Annotated in this window: 23 protein-coding genes, 1 tRNA gene and 1 pseudogene; 21 read left to right on the top strand and 4 right to left on the bottom strand. The window is 42.7% G+C overall.

The features are described 5' to 3' along the window. Positions 1 to 275: 275 nt before the first annotated feature. From rpsL to JQM82_RS06755, 11 genes are all read left to right on the top strand, one after another. Entirely contained in the window at positions 276 to 695 is a 420-nt protein-coding gene (gene rpsL / locus JQM82_RS06805; RefSeq protein ID WP_235249332.1) for a 30S ribosomal protein S12, read from the top strand. Between the two features lie 150 nt (positions 696 to 845). Further along, positions 846 to 1,316, top strand: a complete 471-nt coding sequence (rpsG, locus tag JQM82_RS06800) for a 30S ribosomal protein S7 (protein ID WP_235249331.1) — start codon at positions 846 to 848, stop codon at positions 1,314 to 1,316. A gap of 17 nt (positions 1,317 to 1,333) precedes the next feature. Then, entirely contained in the window at positions 1,334 to 3,451 is a 2,118-nt protein-coding gene (fusA, locus tag JQM82_RS06795; protein WP_235249330.1) for an elongation factor G, read from the top strand. A gap of 116 nt (positions 3,452 to 3,567) precedes the next feature. Next, positions 3,568 to 4,761 carry an elongation factor Tu gene (tuf, locus tag JQM82_RS06790; RefSeq protein WP_235249329.1) on the top strand — a complete coding sequence of 398 codons (1,194 nt, stop codon included), beginning with the start codon at positions 3,568 to 3,570 and terminating at the stop codon, positions 4,759 to 4,761. Positions 4,762 to 5,129: 368 nt separating this feature from the next. Further along, positions 5,130 to 6,038, top strand: a complete 909-nt coding sequence (locus JQM82_RS06785; protein ID WP_235249328.1) for a carbohydrate kinase family protein — start codon at positions 5,130 to 5,132, stop codon at positions 6,036 to 6,038. Next, entirely contained in the window at positions 6,029 to 6,880 is an 852-nt protein-coding gene (locus JQM82_RS06780; protein ID WP_235249326.1) for an AraC family transcriptional regulator, read from the top strand. The genes JQM82_RS06785 and JQM82_RS06780 overlap by 10 nt, the downstream gene beginning before the upstream one ends. A 104-nt stretch (positions 6,881 to 6,984) precedes the next feature. After that, positions 6,985 to 8,469 (top strand): L-fucose/L-arabinose isomerase family protein, encoded by a 1,485-nt coding sequence (locus JQM82_RS06775; protein ID WP_235249325.1) that lies wholly within the window; start codon positions 6,985 to 6,987, stop codon positions 8,467 to 8,469. Between the two features lie 25 nt (positions 8,470 to 8,494). Further along, positions 8,495 to 9,955, top strand: coding sequence for a xylulokinase (gene xylB, locus JQM82_RS06770; RefSeq protein ID WP_235249324.1), 1,461 nt, complete (start codon positions 8,495 to 8,497; stop codon positions 9,953 to 9,955). Between the two features lie 129 nt (positions 9,956 to 10,084). Further along, entirely contained in the window at positions 10,085 to 11,347 is a 1,263-nt protein-coding gene (gene uraA / locus JQM82_RS06765) for a uracil permease (RefSeq protein ID WP_235249323.1), read from the top strand. 262 nt (positions 11,348 to 11,609) lie between these two features. Next, positions 11,610 to 12,134, top strand: coding sequence for a hypothetical protein (locus tag JQM82_RS06760; protein ID WP_235249322.1), 525 nt, complete (start codon positions 11,610 to 11,612; stop codon positions 12,132 to 12,134). Positions 12,135 to 12,264: 130 nt separating this feature from the next. After that, positions 12,265 to 13,998: a carbon starvation protein A gene (locus JQM82_RS06755; RefSeq protein WP_235249321.1), complete on the top strand. Its 1,734-nt coding sequence runs from the start codon at positions 12,265 to 12,267 to the stop codon at positions 13,996 to 13,998. A gap of 27 nt (positions 13,999 to 14,025) precedes the next feature. Here JQM82_RS06755 and rpiB read toward each other — a convergent pair whose 3' ends face one another. From rpiB to JQM82_RS06740, 3 genes are read right to left on the bottom strand one after another with little or no spacing between them, the layout of a single operon-like run. Then, positions 14,026 to 14,472 (bottom strand): ribose 5-phosphate isomerase B, encoded by a 447-nt coding sequence (gene rpiB, locus JQM82_RS06750; RefSeq protein ID WP_235249320.1) that lies wholly within the window; start codon positions 14,470 to 14,472, stop codon positions 14,026 to 14,028. Positions 14,473 to 14,518: 46 nt separating this feature from the next. Next, positions 14,519 to 15,166 carry an HAD family hydrolase gene (locus JQM82_RS06745; RefSeq protein ID WP_235249318.1) on the bottom strand — a complete coding sequence of 216 codons (648 nt, stop codon included), beginning with the start codon at positions 15,164 to 15,166 and terminating at the stop codon, positions 14,519 to 14,521. A gap of 28 nt (positions 15,167 to 15,194) precedes the next feature. Further along, the gene (locus JQM82_RS06740) at positions 15,195 to 15,965 is read right to left on the bottom strand and encodes an HAD family hydrolase (RefSeq protein WP_235249316.1); all 771 of its coding nucleotides are present in this window, start codon (positions 15,963 to 15,965) and stop codon (positions 15,195 to 15,197) included. 276 nt (positions 15,966 to 16,241) lie between these two features. Here JQM82_RS06740 and JQM82_RS06735 point away from each other — a divergent pair. From JQM82_RS06735 to JQM82_RS06720, 4 genes and pseudogenes are all read left to right on the top strand, one after another. Further along, a pseudogene (locus JQM82_RS06735) lies at positions 16,242 to 16,976 on the top strand (M24 family metallopeptidase). 75 nt (positions 16,977 to 17,051) lie between these two features. After that, complete coding sequence (locus JQM82_RS06730; protein WP_235249315.1) at positions 17,052 to 17,813, top strand: N-acetylmuramoyl-L-alanine amidase; 762 nt, start codon at positions 17,052 to 17,054, stop codon at positions 17,811 to 17,813. 125 nt (positions 17,814 to 17,938) lie between these two features. Further along, positions 17,939 to 18,175 carry a hypothetical protein gene (locus JQM82_RS06725; RefSeq protein WP_235249314.1) on the top strand — a complete coding sequence of 79 codons (237 nt, stop codon included), beginning with the start codon at positions 17,939 to 17,941 and terminating at the stop codon, positions 18,173 to 18,175. A gap of 138 nt (positions 18,176 to 18,313) precedes the next feature. Beyond that, positions 18,314 to 19,018, top strand: coding sequence for a sigma-70 domain-containing protein (locus JQM82_RS06720; RefSeq protein ID WP_235249313.1), 705 nt, complete (start codon positions 18,314 to 18,316; stop codon positions 19,016 to 19,018). 36 nt (positions 19,019 to 19,054) lie between these two features. Here the strand turns inward: JQM82_RS06720 and JQM82_RS06715 are convergent, their stop codons facing one another. After that, positions 19,055 to 20,326, bottom strand: coding sequence for an HlyC/CorC family transporter (locus JQM82_RS06715; protein WP_235249312.1), 1,272 nt, complete (start codon positions 20,324 to 20,326; stop codon positions 19,055 to 19,057). Between the two features lie 171 nt (positions 20,327 to 20,497). On the opposite strand from JQM82_RS06715, the gene murB reads away from it, so the two are divergent. From murB to JQM82_RS06685, 6 genes are all read left to right on the top strand, one after another. Further along, a complete protein-coding gene (gene murB, locus JQM82_RS06710; RefSeq protein WP_235249311.1) occupies positions 20,498 to 21,409 on the top strand; it encodes a UDP-N-acetylmuramate dehydrogenase in 912 nt (303 codons plus the stop codon). 1 nt (position 21,410) lies between these two features. Beyond that, complete coding sequence (gene rapZ / locus JQM82_RS06705; protein ID WP_235249309.1) at positions 21,411 to 22,292, top strand: RNase adapter RapZ; 882 nt, start codon at positions 21,411 to 21,413, stop codon at positions 22,290 to 22,292. An 8-nt stretch (positions 22,293 to 22,300) separates the two neighbouring features. Next, the gene (gene whiA, locus JQM82_RS06700; protein ID WP_235249308.1) at positions 22,301 to 23,182 is read left to right on the top strand and encodes a DNA-binding protein WhiA; all 882 of its coding nucleotides are present in this window, start codon (positions 22,301 to 22,303) and stop codon (positions 23,180 to 23,182) included. 16 nt (positions 23,183 to 23,198) lie between these two features. Then, positions 23,199 to 23,456, top strand: a complete 258-nt coding sequence (locus JQM82_RS06695; RefSeq protein ID WP_235249306.1) for an HPr family phosphocarrier protein — start codon at positions 23,199 to 23,201, stop codon at positions 23,454 to 23,456. Positions 23,457 to 23,556: 100 nt separating this feature from the next. After that, positions 23,557 to 24,492, top strand: a complete 936-nt coding sequence (locus JQM82_RS06690) for a diacylglycerol/lipid kinase family protein (RefSeq protein WP_235249304.1) — start codon at positions 23,557 to 23,559, stop codon at positions 24,490 to 24,492. A gap of 81 nt (positions 24,493 to 24,573) precedes the next feature. Then, positions 24,574 to 24,645, top strand: a tRNA-Glu gene (locus tag JQM82_RS06685). Positions 24,646 to 24,837: the final 192 nt, after the last annotated feature.

Genomic DNA, 24,837 nt, shown 5'->3' with positions numbered 1-24,837 from the left:
TGTTCGTTCATTCGAAGTTCAACCTTTCTGATAATAATTCCTCCCATCAGCTTAATGAGAGTATCATACCACATTCGGGACATTTTTCTTTGTGGTATATTAGGACAATATCAAAAATGGTTTATAATTCAGATAAAAATCAAGTAAAATCCCTTGACAAGCGGCAAAATACGTAATAAACTAATCTAGCGTGCACAAAAGCAAGCAATATGTTTGTGCGCGTTTATTCAGAAGATGAATAAGCAACTTATTATAATCGTAGGAGGTGAAAGAGAATGCCAACATTTAACCAGTTAGTAAAAAAAGGACGTCAGACATCTGTAAAGAAGTCAACAGCTCCTGCTCTTCAGAAAGGGTATAACTCTTTAAGAAAGAGAAGTACGGACGCTTCTGCTCCACAGAAGAGAGGTGTATGTACAGCTGTTAAGACTGCTACACCTAAGAAGCCTAACTCAGCTCTTAGAAAGATCGCCAGAGTTCGTCTGTCTAACGGTATCGAAGTAACAAGCTATATCCCGGGAGAAGGACACAACCTTCAGGAGCATAGTGTTGTACTTATCCGTGGAGGAAGAGTAAAAGACCTTCCAGGTACAAGATATCACATCGTAAGAGGAACACTTGATACAGCAGGTGTTGCTAAGAGAAGACAGGCTCGTTCAAAATACGGTGCTAAGAGACCAAAAGATAAGAAATAATTCTATATTGAATGTAGTCACAAACAGAACTATGATTAAGTAAGTTGCAAGGTATATAGATGATGTATGCCCTATGCACTACACAGTATCATTAGAAAGACACATGTGAGTACCGATGAATTAATCAGAATGTTTAAGGAGGGAAGAACCGTGCCACGTAAAGGACATACTCAGAAGAGAGACGTATTAGCGGATCCGGTATACAACAACAAAGTGGTTACAAAGCTTATCAACAACATCATGCTTGATGGTAAGAAGGGTGTAGCTCAGAAGATTGTATACGGAGCGTTTGAAAGAATTGAAGCAAAATCCGATAAGCCGGCAATTGAAGTATTCGAAGAGGCTATGAACAATATCATGCCAGTTCTCGAAGTAAAGGCAAGACGTATCGGTGGAGCAAACTATCAGGTACCGATCGAGGTTAGACCTGAAAGAAGACAGACATTGGCTCTTCGTTGGCTGACTATTTTTTCTCGCAAAAGAGGAGAAAAGACAATGGAAGAAAGACTGGCCAATGAAATTCTTGATGCAGCTAACAACACAGGCGCATCTGTAAAGAAGAAAGAAGATATGCACAAGATGGCAGAAGCAAACAAGGCATTTGCTCACTATCGTTTCTAATTTTTTAGGAGGCAACAATGGCTGGAAGAGAATATCCATTAGAGAGAACTAGAAATATCGGTATTATGGCACATATTGATGCTGGTAAGACTACACTGACAGAGCGTATTCTTTACTATACCGGTGTAAACTATAAGATTGGTGATACTCATGAAGGTACTGCTACCATGGACTGGATGGAGCAGGAGCAGGAAAGAGGTATCACAATTACTTCTGCAGCTACAACATGTCACTGGACACTGGAAGAGAATTGCAAACCGAAGCCGGGTGCACTGGAGCATCGTATCAACATCATCGATACTCCGGGACACGTTGACTTTACGGTAGAGGTTGAGCGTTCCCTTCGTGTACTGGACGGTGCCGTAGGTGTGTTCTGTGCAAAGGGTGGTGTTGAGCCACAGTCAGAAAACGTATGGCGTCAGGCAGACACATACAACGTACCAAGAATGGCATTCATCAACAAGATGGATATCCTTGGTGCTGATTTCTACAATGCCGTTGAGCAGATCAAGACAAGACTTGGCAAGAACGCAATCGTTCTTCAACTGCCAATCGGTAAGGAAGATGAGTTCAAAGGAATCATCGACCTGATGGAAATGAAAGCTTACATCTATAACGATGATAAGGGTGATGATATTTCCATTGTTGATATTCCGGAAGACATGGCTGATGATGCAGAACTGTATCATGATGAACTGATCGAAAAGATCTGTGAGCTGGATGATGATCTTACTCTGATGTATCTGGAAGGTGAGGTCCCGTCCGTAGAAGAACTGAAAGCAACATTGAGAAAAGCAACATGTGAATGTACAGCTGTTCCGGTATGCTGTGGTTCCGCTTACAGAAATAAAGGTGTTCAGAAACTTCTGGACGCAATTCTTGAATATATGCCGGCTCCGACAGATATCCCGGCTATCAAGGGTGTTGACGAAGATGGCAATGAAGTGGAAAGACATTCTTCTGACGAAGAGCCATTCTCAGCACTGGCATTTAAGATCATGACAGACCCGTTCGTAGGTAAACTGGCATACTTCCGTGTTTACTCAGGAACAATGAATTCAGGATCTTATGTACTGAATGCGACAAAAGGAAAGAAAGAACGTGTTGGACGTATCCTTCAGATGCATGCAAATAAGAGACAGGAACTGGATAAGGTATACTCCGGAGATATTGCTGCAGCGATCGGATTCAAGTTCACTACAACAGGTGATACAATCTGTGACGAGCAGCATCCGGTAATTCTGGAATCCATGGAATTCCCAGAGCCGGTTATCGAGCTCGCAATCGAGCCTAAGACAAAAGCTTCTCAGGGCAAACTTGGTGAGTCTCTTGCAAAACTTGCAGAAGAAGACCCGACATTCCGTGCTCATACTGATCCGGAAACTGGTCAGACAATCATCGCCGGAATGGGTGAGCTTCACCTTGAAATCATCGTAGACAGACTTCTTCGTGAATTTAAGGTAGAGGCTAACGTAGGTGCTCCTCAGGTTGCATACAAAGAGGCATTTACAAAGGCTGTTGATGTTGACAGTAAGTACGCAAAACAGTCTGGTGGACGTGGACAGTACGGACACTGTAAAGTTAAGTTTGAACCAATGGACATCAACGGCGAAGAGACATTCGTATTCGAGTCTACCGTTGTCGGTGGTGCAATTCCGAAGGAATACATTCCAAAGGTTGGAGAAGGTATCGAGGAAGCTATGCAGTCCGGTATCCTTGGCGGATTCCCGGTTGTTGGTATCAAAGCTAACGTATATGATGGTTCTTACCATGAAGTCGATTCAAGTGAAATGGCATTCCACATCGCAGGATCTCTTGCATTCAAGGATGCTATGAAGAAGGCAGCTCCGGTTCTTTGTGAGCCAATCATGAAGGTTGAAGTTACAATGCCGGAAGAGTACATGGGAGATGTTATCGGTGATATCAACTCTCGTCGTGGCCGTATCGAAGGTATGGACGATCTGGGCGGCGGAAAGATCGTACGTGGATATGTTCCGTTGTCTGAAATGTTCGGATACTCTACAGACCTTCGTTCCAGAACACAGGGACGTGGAAACTACTCAATGTTCTTTGAGAAATATGAGCCGGTTCCGAAGTCTGTACAGGAAAAAGTATTGTCAAGTAAAAATGACTAATTAAATAGTAAAAAGGCTTGAAAAACTGCTGGATTTGAAATATAATCAGAGATAGCCGAGTAAACGTAAATAATGAATTATGCCATAAGGCGCTAAAAATAAGGAGGATATTCAAAATGGCAAAAGCTAAATTTGAAAGAACAAAACCACATTGTAATATCGGTACAATCGGTCACGTTGACCATGGTAAAACTACTCTGACAGCTGCTATCACAAAAGTTCTGTCTGAGAGAGTAGCAGGAAACGCTGCTGTAGCATTCGATAACATCGACAAAGCTCCAGAAGAGAGAGAGCGTGGAATCACAATTTCTACAGCTCACGTTGAGTACGAGACAGAGAAACGTCACTATGCACACGTTGACTGTCCGGGACATGCTGACTACGTTAAGAACATGATCACTGGTGCTGCACAGATGGATGGTGCTATCCTCGTAGTTGCTGCTACTGATGGTGTTATGGCTCAGACAAGAGAGCACATCCTGCTTTCTCGTCAGGTAGGTGTTCCTTACATCGTTGTATTCATGAACAAATGTGATATGGTTGACGATGAAGAACTTCTTGAATTAGTAGAAATGGAAATCCGTGAACTGCTCGACGAGTATGAGTTCCCGGGAGATGATACACCGATCGTTCAGGGATCTGCTCTGAAAGCTCTTGAAGATCCATCAGGAGAATGGGGAGACAAGATCATGGAACTTATGGAAGCTGTTGACAGCTACATTCCAGATCCAGAGCGTGCTGTAGATCAGCCATTCCTTATGCCTGTAGAGGACGTATTCTCTATCACAGGACGTGGAACAGTTGCTACTGGTAGAGTAGAGCGTGGAACACTTCACGTATCTGATGAAGTAGAAATCGTTGGTATTCACGAAGAATCCAAGAAGACAGTTGTAACAGGTGTTGAGATGTTCCGTAAGCTTCTTGATGAGGCTCAGGCTGGTGACAACATCGGTGCTCTTCTTCGTGGTGTTCAGAGAACAGAGATCGAAAGAGGACAGTGTCTGGTTAAACCGGGATCTGTAAAATGCCACAGCAAATTTACATCTCAGGTTTACGTATTAACAAAAGATGAAGGTGGACGTCATACTCCATTCTTCAACAACTACCGTCCACAGTTCTACTTCAGAACAACAGACGTAACAGGTGTTTGCGGACTGCCAGAAGGAACAGAAATGTGTATGCCTGGTGACCACGTAGAAATGACATGTGAACTGATCCATCCAGTAGCTATGGAGCAGGGACTTCGTTTCGCTATCCGTGAAGGTGGACGTACAGTAGGTTCAGGTGTAGTTAAGGAAATCCTTGAATAATCTGAATTTCGTTCATTGACATATGTATAATAAGCCCTGGAAACTTCGGTTTCCGGGGCTTTTTCTCTTTTATTTGTAAAGATTCAATCCATTTTCTACAGAATTGGGCGATCTGCAAAAGTTTGTATGTTAATACCCTATTTTATCCCTGGATGTAACTATATTCTTAAAATTATTGGGCGGTAATATTTACCTTTTTATGATATGCCCAAAAGCAACTATGTAGGCACTATTTATGATTTCACTAGAACAACGCGAAACCATAGAGGATGGTTGTTATCAAAGGGATTGAGTGATATAATTTTTTATAATATCAATATGAAAAAGAGATCAAAAAGTGATAGATGAGGAAGGGAGAAATTAGCGATATGAACATAACAGAACCGGAGATTGAAATTATAGGTGCATCGATCATAGATGTGCTTGTGCGTCCTGCCAGAGAAGAGGTATTCGAGTCAGGATCATATGAAGCGGAGGACATCAAGATGTCGATTGGTGCCGATGCGCTGAATGAAGCGACGATTCTTTCGAGAATGGGAAAAAAGGTGCGGCTTGAGACGATCATAGGAAAAGATCAGGCGGGACAGTTTATTTATCGACATTGTGAAAAAGAAGGAATACAGCTTGGCGAGGGCTGCCTCAGGGATAACGAAACAACGGGAATCAATGTGGTGCTTGTGGAGCCGGATGGGAATCGGGATTTCCTGACAAATGGAAACGGCACACTCAGGAGGCTGACCATTGATGATATACATATGCCCTTCCCGGAAAGCGTAAAGATTATCTGTTTTGCAAGTATCTTTGTATTTCCGAAGATTGGAACAAAAGAAATGCAGGAGATATTCGAGACAGCAAAGAAACAGGGCAAGATCGTATGTGCGGATATGACAAAATGTAAGCATGGAGAGACTGTAGAAGATCTGGCTCCGGCACTTGTGCATATTGATTATCTGCTCCCGAATGATGCAGAGGCGATGCTGTTTACCAGAACGGATACTGTAGAAGAAGCAGCGGAGCGATTGAGAGAGGCGGGTGTCAGTAATGTGATTATCAAATCTGGGAAACGCGGTTGTTATGTAAGTACAGATGAACAAAGCGTATGGGTTCCGGCGGTTCAGGGGGTTCATTGTGTTGACACAACAGGTGCAGGAGACAGTTTTGTATCCGGATTCCTCTGCGGGCTTCTGAATGGAAAAGATGTTATGGAATGTGCAGAGTATGGAACCATATGCGGCGCGAAAGCAGTAAAAGTGATGGGTGCGACAGAATGGATATAAACAGAATTCAGAAAACAGAGTATACGCATGAGATCATCATGCCGAATAATGATATCCCTTTTAAGATGTTTTTGTTCGAGGGAAAGGATGGCAATTATATTCGTAATAAACACTGGCACCGTTCGGTTGAGATATTTGCCCTGTTTGAAGGAGAACTGGAATTCTTTTTGAATGAGGCAAGTTATCCGCTGAGTCCGGGAGAATTCATGCTGGTTAACTCCAATGAGGTACATTCTATTCATTCTCCGAGGAAGAATATGACGGTCGTTCTTCAGATTCCTCTTTCTACATTTGAAAGATATTATACGGATGAGCGCTTTATCTACTTTACACACAGCTCTAAAAATCAAGATGAAGAGGTTATGTGTCTGATCCGGGATATGTATGAGACTTATACGGGTGCGCAGACGGGATATGAATTCAAGGTACAGAGTCAATTTTACATGCTGGTCTATCTTCTGGTCAGCAAGTACCGGGAAACGGAAGTGGATGAAGAGATGCTGAAGGCAAACCGGAAACTTAATAAGCTGTCTATGATTACAGAATACATGAAGGAAAATTACAGTCAGGAGCTTCCGCTTGCACAGGTTGCAGAAAAGTTTCATTATTCCCCAACTTATCTTTCAAGAATGTTTCAAAAATATGCGAAAGTCAATTATAAGACGTATCTGGATAATCTGAGGCTGAGCCATGCGTATCAGGACCTGATGAATACGGGATACACAATCGGCATGATTGCAGAGATGAACGGATTTGCAAACAGCAAAGCATTTTCCAAAGTCTTTCAGTGCCGTTACGGCATGCTGCCAAGTCAGTTCCGGAAAAAGCAGGAGAAAGCATGAAAAAGACAAAAAAATGCTATAAAATGGCTAATTATTTGGTGGTATACAGAAAAAATGGTTGATATAATGACATTATAATAAATTGGTTTAGGAGGATGGTAACTATGAACAACATGCCAGAAGTAAAAGTGGGAATTGTAGCAGTAAGCCGTGACTGTTTTCCGGAGAGTCTGTCAGTGACACGCCGTGAGAACCTGATGAAAGCATATACCGAAAAATATGATGCAAAGGAAGTATATGAATGTCCGATCTGTATCGTAGAGAGTGAGATTCATATGGTACAGGCTCTGGAAGACATTAAGAAAGCAGGATGTAATGCGCTTTGTGTATATCTTGGAAACTTTGGACCGGAGATTTCGGAGACTCTGCTTGCGAAACATTTTGACGGACCGAAGATGTTCGTTGCAGCAGCAGAAGAGAGCGGCAATAATCTGATCCAGGGACGTGGAGATGCATATTGTGGTATGCTGAATGCAAGCTACAACCTTCAGCTTCGTAATATTAAGGCATATATTCCGGAATATCCGGTCGGAGACGCTGAGGAATGTGCCGATATGATTCATGAATTTATTCCGATTGCAAAGGCAATCGTAGGCCTGAACGATCTGAAGATTATCAGCTTCGGACCTCGTCCGCTGAACTTCCTTGCTTGTAATGCGCCGATCAAGCAGCTTTACAACATTGGGGTTGAGATCGAAGAAAACTCTGAGCTGGATCTGTTCGAGGCATTCAACAAGCATGCGGGAGACGAGAGAATTCCTGCAATTGTCAAAGAGATGGAAGAAGAACTGGGAGCAGGTAATAAGAAACCGGAGATTCTTGCAAAACTTGCACAGTATGAACTGACTCTGAAAGACTGGGTAGAAGAGCACAGAGGATATCGCAAATATGTTGCAATCGCAGGAAAATGCTGGCCGGCATTCCAGACACAGTTTGGATTTGTTCCATGCTATGTAAACAGCCGTCTGACCGCACAGGGAATTCCGGTATCCTGTGAAGTGGATATCTACGGAGCACTGAGTGAGTTCATCGGAACAGTAGTAAGTAATGATACAGTAACGCTTCTTGATATCAACAACTCTGTACCGAAGGATATGTTTAAAGAAGATATCGAGGGCAAATATCCATATACACAGAAAGATACATTTATGGGATTCCACTGCGGAAATACTGCATCCAGTAAGCTTTCCTTCTGCGAGATGAAGTATCAGATGATTATGGCAAGAGCGCTTCCGGAAGAAGTAACACAGGGAACTCTTGAAGGAGATATCGTTCCTGGAGATATCACATTCTTCCGTCTGCAGAGTACCGCAGACTGCAAGCTTCGTGCTTACATTGCACACGGCGAAGTACTTCCGGTTGCATCCCGTTCTTTTGGAGCAATTGGTGTATTTGCAATTCCGGAGATGGGAAGATTCTATCGTCACGTGCTGATTGAAAAAGGATATCCTCATCACGGTGCGGTTGCATTTGGACATTTTGGAAAAGCATTATTTGAAGTATTCAAATATATCGGTGTTCCGGTAGAGGAGATTGGATACAATCAGCCGGCTGGAGTAAGATATCCGACAGAGAATCCATGGGCATAATCAGAAACCAGGCAGGAGGCGTCATATGTTATATATAGGTGTAGATCTTGGGACATCCGCAGTGAAACTTCTGATGATGGATGAAACAGGAAAAATTCAGAAAATCGTATCAAAAGAATATCCATTGTTCTTCCCACATCCGGGATGGTCTGAGCAGAAACCGGAAGACTGGTTTGCTCAGTCTATGGAAGGAATCAAGGAACTGACTGCAGAATGTGACAAGTCGAAAGTTGCAGGTATCAGTTTTGGCGGACAGATGCATGGTCTGGTTGCTCTGGATGCAGAGGATCAGGTGATCCGTCCGGCGATCCTGTGGAATGACGGAAGAACAGGGGAAGAGACGAATTATCTGAACGAAGTAATCGGAAAAGACAAGTTATCCGAGTATACAGCGAACATCGCGTTTGCCGGATTTACGGCTCCGAAGATTCTCTGGATGAAGAAACATGAACCTGAAAATTTTGCGAAGATTGTAAAGATCATGCTTCCAAAGGATTATCTTGCATATCGTCTGTCAGGTTCCTTCTGTACAGATGTATCTGATGCGTCAGGCATGCTTCTCATGGATGTGAAGAACCGCTGCTGGTCCAAAGAAATGATGGACATCTGTGGAATTACAGAAGACATGCTTCCGAAATTATATGAGAGTTACGAGGTGGTAGGTACTCTGAGACCGGAGATTGCAGAAGAACTGGGACTGTCTCCGGAAGTGAAGGTCATCGCAGGAGCTGGTGATAATGCAGCGGCAGCAGTTGGAACAGGAACGGTTGGAGACGGTATGTGCAATATTTCACTCGGAACATCAGGCACTATCTTTATCTCCAGCAAGAAATTTGGAGTGGATGAAAACAATGCGCTGCATTCATTTGCACATGCAGACGGCAATTATCATCTGATGGGATGTATGTTGAGTGCTGCATCCTGTAACAAATGGTGGAATGAAGAGATTCTGAAGACAAAAGACTTCGCCGCTGAGCAGGCAGGTATCACCAGACTTGGAGAGAACAATGTATTTTACCTTCCATATCTGATGGGTGAACGGTCACCACACAACAACCCGGATGCACGTGCGATGTTCATTGGAATGTCTATGGATACGACCAGAGAAGACATGACACAGGCAGTTCTGGAAGGCGTTGCTTTTGGGCTGCGTGATTCACTGGAAGTAGCAAGAAGTCTTGGCATTCAGATCGAACGCACAAAGATCTGTGGTGGCGGTGCAAAGAGTCCGCTGTGGAAGAAGATGATTGCCAATATCATGAACCTGAAGGTAGATGTAGTGGAAAGCGAAGAAGGCCCTGCGCTTGGAGGTGCAATGCTGGCAGCAGTCGGATGTGGAGAATATCCGGATGTGGAAAGTGCGGCTGCTCAGATTGTGAAGGTTATTGATACTGTAGAGCCGGAAGCAGAGCTTGTTGCAAAATATGAAGAAAGATATCAGAAGTTCAGAAAGATCTATCCGACAGTAAAAGAATTATTTTCGTAAATATTTATGAATAAGTGGCGTCGGTGTATGGATAAGACACATTTGCGTGTGTTCCATCTGTACACCGGCGTTTTCGTATGTTAAAATATAAACGGTTGTAAATAGAACATATTATCAGGAGGAAATGGGATGGAAGATCATAAGATTATCCAGATTGAGGACAAAGTACCGTTTAAGCTGCTCGTTCCGTTAAGTATTCAGCACATGTTTGCGATGTTTGGAGCATCCGTACTGGTGCCTTTTATCTTCGGAATTAACCCGGCAATTGTGTTGTTTATGAATGGAGTGGGAACGCTGATATTCATTGCGGTGACGAAAGGAAAAGCACCGGCATATCTGGGCTCCAGCTTTGCGTTTCTTGCACCGGCAGGAATTGTAATCAGTGAGATGGGATACGAATACGCATTAGGTGGATTTGTGGCAGTAGGCTTCTGCGGCTGCATCTTATCCTTTATTATCTATAAATGTGGAACCGACTGGATTGATATTGTCCTTCCGCCGGCGGCGATGGGACCGGTCGTTGCTCTGATCGGACTGGAATTGTCAGGTTCGGCTGCAAATAATGCAGGTCTTCTGGATGAGCAGATCGATATGAACAATGTAATTGTATTCGCGGTAACGATTGGAGTGGCAGTCTTTGGAAATATTCTGTTTCGTGGATTCCTTTCTGTAATTCCGATCCTGATTGCGGTGATTGTAGGATATATTGCAGCATTTGCATGTGGTATGCTTGATTTTTCACAGGTTGCGGCAGCCGGATGGTTTGCACTTCCGAATTTCCAGACACCAAAATTCGACCTCGGTGCAATTATGATGATTCTTCCGGTATTGCTGGTAATTGCGTCTGAGCATATTGGCCATCAGGTTGTAACGAGTAAAATTGTCGGACGTGATCTGTTAAAGGATCCGGGACTGCACAGATCTCTGTTTGGAGATAATTTTTCTACGATGTTGTCAGGTTTGATCGGTTCTGTTCCGACAACTACTTACGGCGAAAACATCGGAGTTATGGCAGTGACTAAGGTATACAGTGTACGTGTCATTGCAGGAGCAGCTGTTCTTTCCATCATCTGCTCATTTGTAGGAAAGCTTTCGATGCTGATTCAGACGATTCCGGGACCGGTAATCGGAGGAATCTCTTTCTTACTGTATGGTATGATCGGAGCATCCGGTATTCGTATTCTGGTTGATTCCAATGTGGATTATGGACGTTCCAGAAATCTGATGCTGACTTCCATTGTATTCGTAACAGGACTTTCGGGAGTTGCTGTAAAGCTTGGAAATATTCAGTTGACCGGAATGGTACTGGCATGCGTAGTTGCAATGGTACTGAGTCTCATTTTCTATATTCTTGATAAATTAAATCTTACAAATGACCGGGAAGAAGCATAGCAGAATCAGCGAAAAAAATATATATCGGGCGGAGGAAATCATGAGTCTTCCGCCCGTATTTTTTGCGATAAAAAGCGAGGAGCCGAAAGGTTCTGGCCAAATTACTTTGAATGTAAAAAAAATTACAGAGTGTACTCTAATACTCTTGCATTTTTAGAATGATAGTGCTATACTTTATAAGATTTTTAGAACGAAAGTGCTAAATTTAATAAGAATTTTAGAAAAATATAGCACGTTATTCTGACGAAGAGGAGAGCAATATATGACAGGAAAAGAACTGTTCGAGAAATTACTGGAGTCTTATCGATCCAGTTTTGATATTGAACGGAACTATGATATCGATGGGGATACGTATGATGCACATGCAGCCTTTAATGTGACCAGTTCAAAATATGTCCTGGTAAAAAAGGCAGAACTTTGGCGAGCCGAATGTTTCGAGCATGTGTTTTTCCGTGTTACAGATGAACTTCAGATGGGAGAGCTAAAGAAGTTCCGGGAAGAAATAGATTTTTTTATTGAACCACAGCTCGTAAGAGGTGGAGAAAAGCTTCCGCTGAAAGATCACATGTATACATATATGACAGCGATATATATCTGTGAGAATGGTGCTTCGGACGATGTGCAAAAGGCGGTTAGGCAATTCAAATATATGAAGAACTATCTATTTACAATTCGAGGATACAGTGAGGCACGGATTCTTGTATTTGACATGAAGAATTGTAAAATATATGGAAATCATGCAGCAAAAGATATGGTAAAGGGCTATAAAAAAGCCAATATCATCTAAGCTGTACAGAGTTTTGGGCTTTGTGGCTTATATAGAGTCCTGAAATAAGAATACAGAGAAGCATGTATCGTACATGCTTCTTGTATAAATACAATAACATTATACAAAGGAAAATGAGGAGGAATTAACTATGAATGGTGTTGTAGTATTGTTAGTTGGTATTGCAATTCTTGTCGTTGCTTATCTTACATACGGCAAATGGCTTGCAAAACAGTGGGGAATCGATCCTTCAAGAGAGACTCCGTCACACACGGAGGAAGATGGTGTGGACTATGTGCCTGCAAAAGCACCGGTCCTGATGGGACATCACTTTTCTTCTATTGCCGGAGCTGGCCCGATCAATGGTCCTATTCAGGCGGCAGTATTTGGATGGGTTCCGGTACTTCTGTGGGTTCTGATCGGAGGTATCTTCTTCGGTGCAGTTCATGACTTTGGTGCATTGTATGCATCTATCCGTCATAAAGGACAGTCTATCGGTGAAGTTATTGCTGATACAATGGGTTCAAAAGCAAAGAAGCTGTTTATCATCTTCTCTTATCTGACATTGATCCTGGTAGTAGCAGCATTTGGATCTATCGTAGCAAATACATTTATGGCAACCTATACAGAAAGCGGTGCGGTTGATTATGCAGCAAGTGCAGCAAATGCAACAACAGCGATGATCTCTATTCTGTTCATCCTGATTGCAATAGCTTTCGGTTTCCTGGTATACCGTAGAAATGCAGGTCTTGGCGTTTCTACAATCGTTGGAGTAGTAGCGATTATCATCTGTATGGTAGTTGGTATGAACTGGCATCCGATCTACTTAAGCAACAAGGCATGGATGATCATTGTTGGTATCTATATTCTGGCAGCATCTGTTGCACCGGTTTGGATCCTGCTTCAGCCACGTGATTACTTAAGTTCATTCTTGCTTTACTTCATGATGATCGTTGCAGTTGTTGGTATCGTTGGATGCGGATTAACTGGTGGGGCACATATGGATATTCCTGCATTTACAGGATTTATGGATACAGTTGCTCCGACAGGAACTTCTCTTGGATATATGTTCCCGGCATTGTTCGTTACCATTGCATGTGGTGCTATTTCCGGTTTCCATTCACTGGTTGGTTCCGGTACAACAGCTAAGCAGCTGAACAGCGAGAAAGACGCACAGCCAATCGCGTATGGCGGAATGTTAATCGAATGTGCACTTGCAATTATTTCTCTTTGTGCTGTAGGTTATATCTGGTCCAGTTATTCTGCTGGTGAAACAGTAGTTCCAACTGCAGTATTTGCAACAGGTATTTCCAAGATGCTTGGTTCTATTCCGGGTCTTGCAGGAACAGAGAAGATCGCTTATACATTACTGGTTCTTACCGTATCTGTATTCTGTCTGACATCTCTGGATACAGCAACACGTCTTGCACGTTATATGTTCCAGGAATTCTGGCTGGAACCAGGAGAAACATACAAAGATGTGACAGGATATAAGAAAGTTCTGACTAATCCGTTCGTAGCAACACTGATCACGGTTGTACTCGGAATCGGACTTGGAATTACAGGTTATGCAAATATCTGGCCACTGTTCGGTGCAGCAAACCAGCTGCTTGCAGCTCTTGGACTTCTTGCGGTTGCAACATGGCTTGGAAAAGCAGGAAAGAACAACAAGATGTTCTATATTCCGATGGCATTCATGCTGATTGTAACGATTACATCTCTCTGCTTCACAATTAAGGGCAACGTTCTTGGAGTAATGGCTGGCGGTGAAGGTACAACATGGTGCCTGATTCGTGCAGTAATTGCTGTTCTGCTGGTTGCACTTGCAATTGTACTTGCGGTAGATGGAATTAAGACTATGATGAATCAGAAAAAAGAAGCATAAGAATAAAAACGTATGAAAAAAGAGGGGTTAGCCCCTCTTTTTTTCAATTGCCATAATCATGTCAACTCGTGTCTGATGTCTTCCACCCATGAACTCGGCATCCAGCCATTCGTCAACGATCATTTTTGCCATCTCAGAACCCACAACTCTTGCACCTAAAGCAAGAACATTGGTGTTGTTATGTTCTCTTGACAGCTTCGCGGAATAAGGTTCCGAGCATACGACTGCTCGAATGCCTTCTACTTTATTGGCTGCAAGAGAGATTCCAACACCGGTGCCGCAGATGAGAATTCCAAGATCCACTTCTTTCGAAGTAACCGCACGTCCCACTTTTTCGCCGTATTCCGGATAGTTACAGCGGTCATGTGTATCCGTGCCGAAGTTGACAACTTCGCAACCCCTTTCCTGAAGATGAGCTACAATCTCATTCTTCAGCTCTACGCCTGCGTGGTCATTCCCAATTCCAATTTTCATGTTACTAACCTCTTCTTCCTGTTTGTGTTGCCTATTCATTATAGTATTAAGGAATTGGTTTGGCAATATGTGAATCAAAATCAATTTCCAATAATTCATCAAACCGGTGAATGGTCAGAAATGGATCCTTAACCGTTCCGAATCCATAAGACACATATACCATAGGAACACCTGCTTTCAGACAGGCATCCGCGTCGCCCTGAGTATCACCGACATACACTGCGGTCGAAAGATGGTTTCGATCCATGATCAGACGAATCGTGTCGTGTTTCTGAAGACCGGTGTCACCATGGCAGGTATAGTCTGTGATATATTTTGAAAAACCGGTGTTCTTTAAAAATGATTCAATATAACCACTTTGACAGTTACTTACAATGAACAAAGGATAGCGTCCGGACAGTGCTTCGAGAGTATCCGGCACATGCTCATAGATCGGACAGGGAGCTGTTTCCATCCAGCGATTTTCATAATCGAATAAATGAACTGACAACTGTGTCTGTTCGGTAGGGCTGAGCTCCGGAAACAGAGTGTTGATGATAACGTCCAGAGGTTTTCCGAATTCTCTCCTTAACTGGGCTCCGGTGATGGTTCTGGAAAGCTTTGTACGATCCCGAATCGCCTGATTCCATGATTTTGCTACTTCATCTGTGGGGTTCCACAGGGTTCCGTCTATATCAAATATAATTCCGTCCATAAATGACCTCCTGCATTTTCATATTTGCTTATAATAATTTCTCCAGTTCTTTTTCTACACTGTCGGTTATTCCGGTACAGTAAGCTGCAATCCCGGGAACAGCGTTGGCCATGGCAAAGCTGGTTCCGGCAAGTTTCAGCATAGGAAGATCGTTCCACTGATCTCCAAACACCATGCATTCATCGGGAGCGATCGACAGCTTCTTAAGAATCTCGTTGAGTGCAAAACCTTTATCGGTGCCAAATGGGATAAAATCAACCCATCCGCTGCCGGCGTGGACAACGGTAATGACATCGCTGAACAGAGCGTGATATCTTTCATATACGGCATGGATTTCCGGTGGATTATATACGGCCATCTTCATGACGGGACCGGGAATCGACAGCAGATTATCCACAGTCGTAATATCATTTTTTATAACGTTACACATGTGATGTTTGAAAGCGGGATTGTGCGTTTCGATATACATGTGATCTGTACAGGAAGCGGCCAGTTCGCAATCCTGATAGTGATGAACCGTTTTTGTGATGTTTTGGACGATAGAAGGATCAATCGTGTGAGGAATATGAACCTGATCGTTATGTACATACATAGAGCCACCTTCACAGACGTAGGAAATATCGTCCTTGACTTCGTGAAATAAATTCTGAAGATTATAATATTGCCGTCCGCTTGCGGCGACAAAATGAATCCCTTTTTTGTGAAGCTTTCGTATGATCGGAAAGATAGAGGGATTCAGACTCTGTGCTCCGTTTTGGAGAAGCGTACCATCCAGGTCACTTGCGACTAATTTTATCATATTCGTAGTCCTCCTAAATTGTTTTATCGATAGCACAATTAAAAATGTTGCGATGTACTGGTATTATTATAGAAGAAAATGTTGAAAAAGAGTAGGGAGATTGTTATTAATATAAAAGAAATTTTTTTGGTATAAGGAGAGGTTTTGTATGACGGAAAGAATTGATCGTGTATTAGCGAAGATGGAAGAGAAAGGATTGACACAGAGAACACTCTCGGTATTGATAAGACATGGCCGGCACGTTTCCTGATCCCGCTTCAGGAGAGATGCCCGCAGATGAAGACCGTATGGGGTTCTGATTGTGTAGATGGTGTCCGTGCAGTAAAGAATGAAGAAGAAATTGCAATTATGAAAGAAGCATCCGTAATCAATGACAGTGTTATGGAGAAGGTTTCAGCATTTATTAAAGAAGGAATGACAGAAAAAGAAGTTGCAGACTTCATTGATTCAGAATTTATGGCAGCAGGAGCAAGCGGACTGAGTTTTGACACGATTGTATGTTTTGGACCAAACGCAGCAGATCAGCACCATACACCGAGCGATACAAGAACTTTGAAAGAGGGAGAGTGTGTCCTGATCGATATGGGATGTGTATGGAAAGGTTATTGTTCTGATATGACAAGAACCTTCTATTGCAAGTCAGTAGATGAGGAACAGAAAGCAATCCACGATCTTGTGCGTACCGCAGTGGAAAAAGCAGAGTCTGTAATCAAACCGGGAGTACGTTTCTGTGATATTGACGCACAGGCGAGAGACCTGATCGATGAGGCTGGATACAGCGAGTATTGGAAGATTCGTCTTGGTCATTTTATCGGATAGGAAGACCACGAATATGGCGATGTAAGTCCGATTAATAAGAATGTTGCAGAGCCGGGTATGATCTTCTCGATTGAACCGGGAATCTATATAGAAGGAAAGTACGGAGTTCGTATTGAAGATCTGGTACTTGTTACAGAAGAAGGACATGTACTTCTGAATGCGGTTGATAAAAAATGGAAGATTGTAGGATAATCTGAAAAATAAGGTTACCGAATATAATTTAGGGCATATCTTAACATGAGAGAATATTACTCGAGGTGTTGAGATATGCCTTATTCAATCATGCTGGATGCGGGTCATGGGGGAAGAGATCCCGGAGCCGTCTATCAGGGAAGGCAGGAAAAGGATGACAATTTGAATCTGGTCCTTGCAATCGGACAGATCCTGCAGGAACGTGGAATAGATGTAGAATATACAAGGACTACAGATATATATGAGACACCTTATGAAAAAGCCATGGAAGCAAATAATGCAGGAGTTGATTTTTTTGTATCCATTCATAGAAATTCATTTCCGATCGATAATGAAGTATCGGGTGTGGAGAGTCTTGTGTATGCCCTTACCGGGATAAAGTACCAGATGGCTTTAAATATCAATGAGCAGCTGGAAGGGATTGGATTTGTGAATCTGGGGGTACATGCGCGGCCCAATCTGGTTGTACTCAGAAAGACGAAGATGCCGGCAGTTCTTGTGGAAGTGGGATTTATTAATTCGGAAACAGACAATATGCTGTTTGATAATAATTTTCAGGATATTGCACTGGCTATTGCGGAAGGGATCCTGGATACCATATACATGGAAGAAGCAGCAGAACCAGAGTATTATCGCGTGCAGGCCGGTGCATTCCGCAATCACAGATATGCCCAGCGACTGCTGGATGAATTACTGGAACAGGAATATCCTGCATTTATAGATGATACCGGACCCTATTACCGTGTGCAGGTAGGGGCATATGATACTCTGAATGAGGCTGCAGATATGGAAAGAAGGATGAAACGGGCAGGGTATCAGACGGTAATTGTGCGATAGTTGTTTTGCGTTTCCGGACAGAATTTAACATGGATTTTCCCTTTGCCTTTGCAAAGAATTAACATCGTTTCGCTATAATACGCTGAGAACAAAGTAGAGAAATGTATGCAGGAGGCGATGGGAAGATGAAAAAATTATGGGAAATCATCTGTAAATATTCGGGAAAAGAATACGTAGAAAGTGTATTTCTGGGAGTAAATATCATCAGGTGGACAATAGGAACACTGGTTCTGGGTCTCTTTTTCTGTGTTGTAACCGGAACAGATATCATGCTTTGCATTACAAATCTTATGTGTGTGGCTATCTATGCGGGAATCATTATGGGACTGTTTGGAGGAATTTTTTTCTTGATGAGAAAGTAATAATTGCAATCGGGGGTGAAAAAGGAAAACCGCTGTTTACGTACTGACCGTACTATGCTAATATATCAATTATGAAGTGACTTCCGTGTCAGAGGCAGAAAGCCACACGGATCAGCATTGTATGGAGGCGTAGAGAAAATGTCTGACAGACTGCAATTTAAAGAAAAACTGAATGGGGTTCTGGAACTGGCAAAGTCGCAGAAGCACCGTATTTCATTAGAGGAAGTAGAAAAATATTTTGAAGAGGATCAGCTGTCACAGGAGCAGATGAATCTGGTGTGCGAGTATCTGATGTCGCAGAGAGTAGCGGTAGCCGGATATGTAAGGGAAAAAGGGACGGTAAAAGAAGAAAATACGGAAGAGGATATCTATCCGCTTGGTGAAGAAGAACGTGTATATGTTGAAACATATATGAGTGAGATTGAGCAGATGGCAAAGGGAACTGCTGATGATGCAAGGATGGCGGGATATCTTCGTATGGTCGTCGAAGAAGCTGTAAAGCTTCACAGTCCGGATGTCTTTATTGGAGACATGATCCAGGAGGGAAATATGGGTCTGATGCTTGCTCTTGGAGCAAATACGGAAAATATGGAAGAGGCAGCCGATGTCCTCGAAGAAGTCCGGGCAGGTATGCTTGCGATGGAAGAGACGCAGAATGAAATGAAGCGCCAGGATCACAAGATGGTGGAACGGGTAAAAGAGCTGGATGAAGTTATTAAAGATATGAAGGAAGAGTATGGAAGAAAGGTGTCGGTAGAGGAAGTTGCGGAACGCATGGGTGTTACCGAAGAGGAGATAGAGGATATCCTGAAGCTTGCAGGAGAAGATACAAAAGAAGAATAAGTGACAGGGACTGTATGATGATACAGTCCCTGTTGCTTATTCTTCTTTTTTTGTTTCTGGTTCCGGAAGATATACGTGGACGCTTTCAATCCGGTTTTTGTCAAGCTTTTCTACGATCAGTCGAATTCCGGACTCGGTAGTAATGTGATCGCCGGCTTCCGGAAGACGATCCAGGCGTTCGATGATAAATCCGCCAAGAGAATCGTATTCGTCAGATGTCAGATCCAGATCCAGCCGGTCATTCAGATCGTCCAGATTCATGGAGCCTTCCACAATATATTCGTGTTCATTTATTATTTGAATAAAATCTTCTTCATTTTCATCATACTCGTCGTGAATTTCCCCGACGATTTCTTCGAGAATGTCTTCCAGTGTGATGAGACCGGCTGTTTCGCCGTATTCATCCAGTACAATAGCGATATTGAAAGAAGCTTCACGCATCTCGACAAGAAGCTCGGAGATGCTTTTGTACTCATAAGTGAAATATGCTTCCCGCATGATGTCGCGGATATGAAATTCCCCTGTGTTGTCGTATAACAGAAGATCTTTCATGTTGATCGTACCGATCACATTGTCAGTCGTTTCTTCGAAAATAGGAAGTCTTGTGAATTTGTCTTCCCGGAAAATTTCGATTAATTCTTCATAAGTGCTGTCCACATCTGCAAATGTAACGTGTACACGAGGTACCATAACGTCTTTGGCGCGTGCATCGCCCAGGTCAAACACATTATAGATCATTTCCTTTTCCTCGGATTCAATCACACCATCTTCGTGGCTTACATCTACGATTGTACGCAGCTCTGATTCTGTCATCATGTCGGTTCTGGTATTCGGATCTACCCGAAGAATAAAAAGAATGCTATTGGACAGTCCGTTGATCAGGATGATGACAGGAGTCATAATCTTCATATACAGATGAATCACAGGAGCATATGCAAGAGACATCTTTTCGGCGTGAAGAGTTGCCATTGTTTTGGGCGTAATTTCTCCGAATAAGATGATCAATACAGTTAAAAGAGCACTTGCCATCGCGATCATGGAGCCTCCAAGCCGATATGCAAGGCTGGTTGTCAAAGATGCAGCAGACAGGTTCACGATGTTGTTACCGATCAGGATTGCGCTTAGCATCTTGCTGGAATTGTCTGTAATGTTCATAACAGTCTTTGCGCGTTTGCTTCCTTCGTCGGCAAGTCCTCGGATTCGCATACGGTTAACGGTTGTCAATGCGGTCTCTGCAGACGAGAAGAAAGCAGAGAGTCCTAATAAAATTAATAAGATAATTAGTTGTGAGACGTCGCTCGAGTCCAATTGATAAGTTCACTCCTTTTTGAAATAATACTTGGAACTAATATAACCCATTTAAGGTAAATTTGCAAGTGTACGTTGAATTTAGAGGATGTTTAGTGTATGATGAACGGTGATAATAGGTGTGTACCTATGAGAAATGTTTTGAAATTGAGAAAGAATATGGAGAAGAAGATGGATCAGATTTTTTACAATGAATTAAAACATATATTAACAGAAGAACAGATCAGGGTCGATGAACCGATGAAGAATCACACAACCTTCCGTATCGGAGGACCGGCATCTTTTTTTGTAATTTCGGAAACGGTGGAGGACGTGAAAAATACGGTTCTTCTGTGCAGGAAAAAAGGAGTTCCTTATTATATAGTAGGAAATGGAAGTAATCTTCTGGTATCGGATCAGGGATATGAAGGCGTGATTATTCAGATATTTAAGCAGATGAACAAGGTTGAAGTGGAAGGAACTGTGCTTCGTGCACAGGCAGGAGCACTATTGTCCGCAATTGCAAATCGGGCGCTGGATATGGGACTTACCGGATTTGAGTTTGCGGCGGGAATCCCGGGAACGCTCGGAGGCGCCTGTGTGATGAATGCAGGGGCTTATGGCGGAGAGATGAAAGATGTGCTTCAGGAAGTAACGGTGTTAACTGAAGAGGGTGAGATCCTTACGATCCCCAAAAGTGAGCTGGAGCTTGGCTATCGTACCAGTGTGATTGCCAGAAAAGGATATATCGTTCTGGAAGCAAAGATAGAGCTTCGGGAAGGCAATAAAGCAGAGATTAAGGCTGTTATGGATGATTTAAAAGAAAAGCGGGTCAGCAAGCAGCCCCTGGAATACCCGAGTGCAGGAAGTACGTTTAAAAGACCGGAAGGACATTTTGCCGGTAAACTGATTCAAGATGCAGGACTAAGAGGATTTCATGTCGGCGGTGCTCAGGTGTCCGAGAAGCATTGCGGGTTTGTGATTAATAAAGAGCAGGCTTCGGCCGCGGATGTGGATGAACTGATGCATCAGGTGACGAATATTGTGGAAGAAAAGTTCGGTGTAAGGCTGGAACCGGAAGTAAAGAGACTGGGAGAATTTTAAGATGAGATGTGTGATTGTGACAGGTATGTCGGGTGCTGGAAAAAGTACGGCGTTGAAAATGTTGGAGGATATGGGGTATTTTTGCGTAGATAATCTTCCGGTGCCTCTGATGCCGAAGATGGCAGATCTGCTCCGTGTACCGGGGACAGAGATTAATAAAGCGGCGCTGGGTGTGGATATACGAAGCGGGCAAAACTTTCGGGAACTGGAAAGGGTGCTGGAGGAATTGGATACTTCCGGAATGAGATATGAGATACTTTATCTGGAGTCCAGCGAAGATGTTCTGATCAAGCGCTATAAAGAGACCAGGCGTTTTCATCCTCTGTCGGGAAAAGATGGACGTGTGGACCAGGGAATCAGAGAAGAACGTAAGCGTCTGACATTTCTGAAGCAGAGGGCAGATTATCTGATTGATACAAGTCATATGCTGACAAGAGAGCTTCGTGCAGAACTTACAAAGATTTTTGTTGAAAATAAAGAATATAAGAATCTGTATATCTCCGTTCTGTCATTTGGGTTCAAATACGGAATCCCGGCAGATGCAGATCTGGTGTTTGATGTCCGTTTTTTACCGAATCCATATTATATAGAAGAATTGAGACCAAAAAGCGGTAATGATAAAGAAGTAAGAGATTATGTCATGGAAAATGACAAAGCGAAGGAATTTTTAACAAAGCTGACGGATATGGTAGAATTTTTGATTCCGAATTATATCCAGGAAGGGAAGACTCAACTGGTAATCGGCATAGGATGTACAGGAGGGAAACACAGGTCGGTGACTCTGGCGAATGAGTTGTATGCCGCTTTGAAGCATAATGAAAATTTTGGCATCCGGATTGAACACCGTGATATTGGGAAGGATGCTATTACCAAAGCAAGATAGGGGTAAAAATGTCATTTTCAGGTGAAGTAAAAGAAGAATTGATACAGCATTATCCGAAGGCGAGACACTGTGAGCTGGCAGAATTATCTGCGATCGTACATATGAGCGGCGTGTTTGGCGAGGATAAAAAAGGTGTATGCGTTTTAAAAGTACATACGGAAAATCCTGGAGTTGCAAGAAAATGCTTTACATTATTGAAAAAAACATTTAATATAAGAACTGATATCGTTGTCCGACGAAACACTTCAAAAGAGAGCAGCAGCTATTTTTTATATGCAAAAGGAGAAGAACTGCTTGCGATCCGGGATACGATCGTGCATGCGGTATGCTGTAAGAGGGCATATATCAGGGGTGCGTTTATTGCCTCGGGATCTATGAGCGATCCGAGTAAATCGTACCATTTGGAGATTGTCTGTACAGAGAGCAGGCAGGCGGAGTATCTGCGGGATATGATCAACAGCTTTGAGGTGGATGCAAAGATTGTTGGAAGAAAAAAATCTTATGTTGTGTATCTGAAGGAAGGTTCACAGATTGTAGATATACTGAATGTCATGGAGGCTCATGTAGCTCTGATGGAACTGGAGAATGTCCGGATTATGAAAGAGATGCGTAATTCTGTAAATCGAAAGGTGAACTGTGAGACGGCCAATATTAACAAAACCGTATCTGCAGCAGTAAGGCAGATGGAGGATATTATATATATCAGAGATACAATCGGTTTTGACAAGTTGCCGGAAGGATTAAAAGATGTTGCCCTTACACGTCTTGCATATCCGGAAGCAGCTTTAAAAGAGCTGGGACAGCTTATGGAGCATCCACTCGGAAAGTCCGGAGTGAATCACCGGCTCAGGAAGTTAAGTGAAATAGCAGAAAAGATAAGGGATCAATAAGGAGGAGCAGTTTGTTATGATTAAGAAGCCTGTTACTATTCAGAACAATATGGAGATGGAAGATCGTCCGATTGCGCATCTTGTTCAGGAAGCAAGTCAGTATTCAAGCCAGGTTTATCTTGAGATGGGAAGCAAGAAGATCAATGCGAAAAGTATTATGGGTATGATGAGTCTGAAGCTTCAGAGGGGTGAAGCGGTTACGATAGTAGCAGAAGGACAGGATGAAGATGCTGCGGTAAAGGGTGTATCTGATTTTTTGTCTGCTGTAAATTAAATTCATGATATGTAAAAACTGATTACATATGAAGGGGCTGTTGCTGAAGAGGATTTCCGCGACAGTCCCTGTACTATAAAAGGAGATGTGAGAATTCGATATGAAACGTTTGCTTTTTATCTATAATCCGCATGCGGGAAAAGAGACTCTGAAACCTCACCTTTCAGACGTGATCGATATCTTTGTAAAGGCAGGATATGAAGTTGTGATCTATCCGACACAGTCTTATCGGGATGCTTATAAAAAAGTAAGAAAGTATAAAGCAAATGAATATGATCTGATCGTGTGCAGCGGTGGGGACGGAACGCTCGACGAAGTTGTTACAGGGATGATGAAGCGTCCGAAGGACAAAAGAAATCCAATTGGTTATATTCCGACCGGGACAACCAATGATTTTGCAAGCAGTCTTCATATTCCGCGAGGGGTCATGGAGGCGGCAGATAATGCGGTAAATGGTACGGTGTTCTCATGTGATGCCGGTAAGTTTAATGATGGAATCTTTGTATATGTAGCGGCATTTGGCCTGTTTACGGATGTGTCTTACCAGACCAAACAGTCCATGAAGAATGCACTGGGACATCTGGCATATGTGCTGGAAGGCGCAAAGCGGCTTTTTAATATTCCTTCTTATAAGGTAAAAGTGACACATGACGGAGAAGTGATCGAGGATGAATTTATCTATGGAATGGTAACGAATTCAAGATCGGTCGGAGGATTCCGCAACATGATCGGCAAACAGGTGGGGTTTGATGATGGAGTGTTTGAGGTTACTCTGATTAAAACACCGAAAAATCCGATTGAACTTCAGGAGACAATCACGTCTCTGGTAGCCAAGCAGGTGGATTCCAAATATGTATATGCATTTAAGAGTGGCCATGTGACCTTTGAGTCGGTGGAAGAGATTCCATGGACGTTAGACGGTGAGTATGGCGGGGAGCATGATGAAGTAGTGATTGAAAATCTGAATAAAGAACTTCAGATTATGATCCCAAGCGAAGAAAAAACAGAGATTGAGTGGGAAGAAGAATACAAATAAAACAAAATAAATAAAAAAAGTAAAAAAAGTACTTGCTTATTGCTGACAAGTTTGTTATAATAGGCAAGTACGAAACAGCAAGGCTCCCTGGTCAAGCGGTCAAGACGCTAGCCTCTCACGCTGGAATCAGGGGTTCGATTCCCCTGGGAGTCACTGTAAAAAAGTCGTTGAATACTTGTAAAAAAGTGTTCGACGACTTTTTTTGTTAGAATGTTAAAAAAATATTTTACCACAATGATGAAAAAAAGTAAAGCCATGAAATAGACGAAATAATATTTCATTGCGTGCGTGAAAAAGGGTAAAAGTTGGTAAAAAAGACGAAAAAATGTTATAAACAATAAAATG

Source organism: Faecalicatena contorta (assembly GCF_021531995.1).
In the GTDB taxonomy this organism is placed as follows: Bacteria; Bacillota; Clostridia; order Lachnospirales; family Lachnospiraceae; genus Dorea_A; species Dorea_A contorta_A.
This window is presented reverse-complemented; position numbering and strand designations above follow the sequence as displayed.

Bases quoted from the DNA above. Each gene is read 5' to 3' on its own strand.
- whiA (WP_235249308.1), top strand. From the start codon at position 22,301: ATGTCATTTTCAGGTGAAGTAAAAGAAGAATTGATACAGCATTATCCG.
- JQM82_RS06775 (WP_235249325.1), top strand. From the start codon at position 6,985: ATGAACAACATGCCAGAAGTAAAAGTGGGAATTGTAGCAGTAAGCCGT.
- rapZ (WP_235249309.1), top strand. From the start codon at position 21,411: ATGAGATGTGTGATTGTGACAGGTATGTCGGGTGCTGGAAAAAGTACG.
- uraA (WP_235249323.1), top strand. From the start codon at position 10,085: ATGGAAGATCATAAGATTATCCAGATTGAGGACAAAGTACCGTTTAAG.
- JQM82_RS06725 (WP_235249314.1), top strand. From the start codon at position 17,939: ATGAAAAAATTATGGGAAATCATCTGTAAATATTCGGGAAAAGAATAC.
- fusA (WP_235249330.1), top strand. From the start codon at position 1,334: ATGGCTGGAAGAGAATATCCATTAGAGAGAACTAGAAATATCGGTATT.
- tuf (WP_235249329.1), top strand. From the start codon at position 3,568: ATGGCAAAAGCTAAATTTGAAAGAACAAAACCACATTGTAATATCGGT.
- rpiB (WP_235249320.1), bottom strand. From the start codon at position 14,472: ATGAAAATTGGAATTGGGAATGACCACGCAGGCGTAGAGCTGAAGAAT.
- JQM82_RS06690 (WP_235249304.1), top strand. From the start codon at position 23,557: ATGAAACGTTTGCTTTTTATCTATAATCCGCATGCGGGAAAAGAGACT.
- JQM82_RS06720 (WP_235249313.1), top strand. From the start codon at position 18,314: ATGTCTGACAGACTGCAATTTAAAGAAAAACTGAATGGGGTTCTGGAA.
- JQM82_RS06695 (WP_235249306.1), top strand. From the start codon at position 23,199: ATGATTAAGAAGCCTGTTACTATTCAGAACAATATGGAGATGGAAGAT.
- JQM82_RS06745 (WP_235249318.1), bottom strand. From the start codon at position 15,166: ATGGACGGAATTATATTTGATATAGACGGAACCCTGTGGAACCCCACA.
- JQM82_RS06780 (WP_235249326.1), top strand. From the start codon at position 6,029: ATGGATATAAACAGAATTCAGAAAACAGAGTATACGCATGAGATCATC.
- JQM82_RS06740 (WP_235249316.1), bottom strand. From the start codon at position 15,965: ATGATAAAATTAGTCGCAAGTGACCTGGATGGTACGCTTCTCCAAAAC.
- xylB (WP_235249324.1), top strand. From the start codon at position 8,495: ATGTTATATATAGGTGTAGATCTTGGGACATCCGCAGTGAAACTTCTG.
- JQM82_RS06785 (WP_235249328.1), top strand. From the start codon at position 5,130: ATGAACATAACAGAACCGGAGATTGAAATTATAGGTGCATCGATCATA.
- JQM82_RS06755 (WP_235249321.1), top strand. From the start codon at position 12,265: ATGAATGGTGTTGTAGTATTGTTAGTTGGTATTGCAATTCTTGTCGTT.
- JQM82_RS06730 (WP_235249315.1), top strand. From the start codon at position 17,052: ATGCCTTATTCAATCATGCTGGATGCGGGTCATGGGGGAAGAGATCCC.
- JQM82_RS06760 (WP_235249322.1), top strand. From the start codon at position 11,610: ATGACAGGAAAAGAACTGTTCGAGAAATTACTGGAGTCTTATCGATCC.
- murB (WP_235249311.1), top strand. From the start codon at position 20,498: ATGGATCAGATTTTTTACAATGAATTAAAACATATATTAACAGAAGAA.
- rpsL (WP_235249332.1), top strand. From the start codon at position 276: ATGCCAACATTTAACCAGTTAGTAAAAAAAGGACGTCAGACATCTGTA.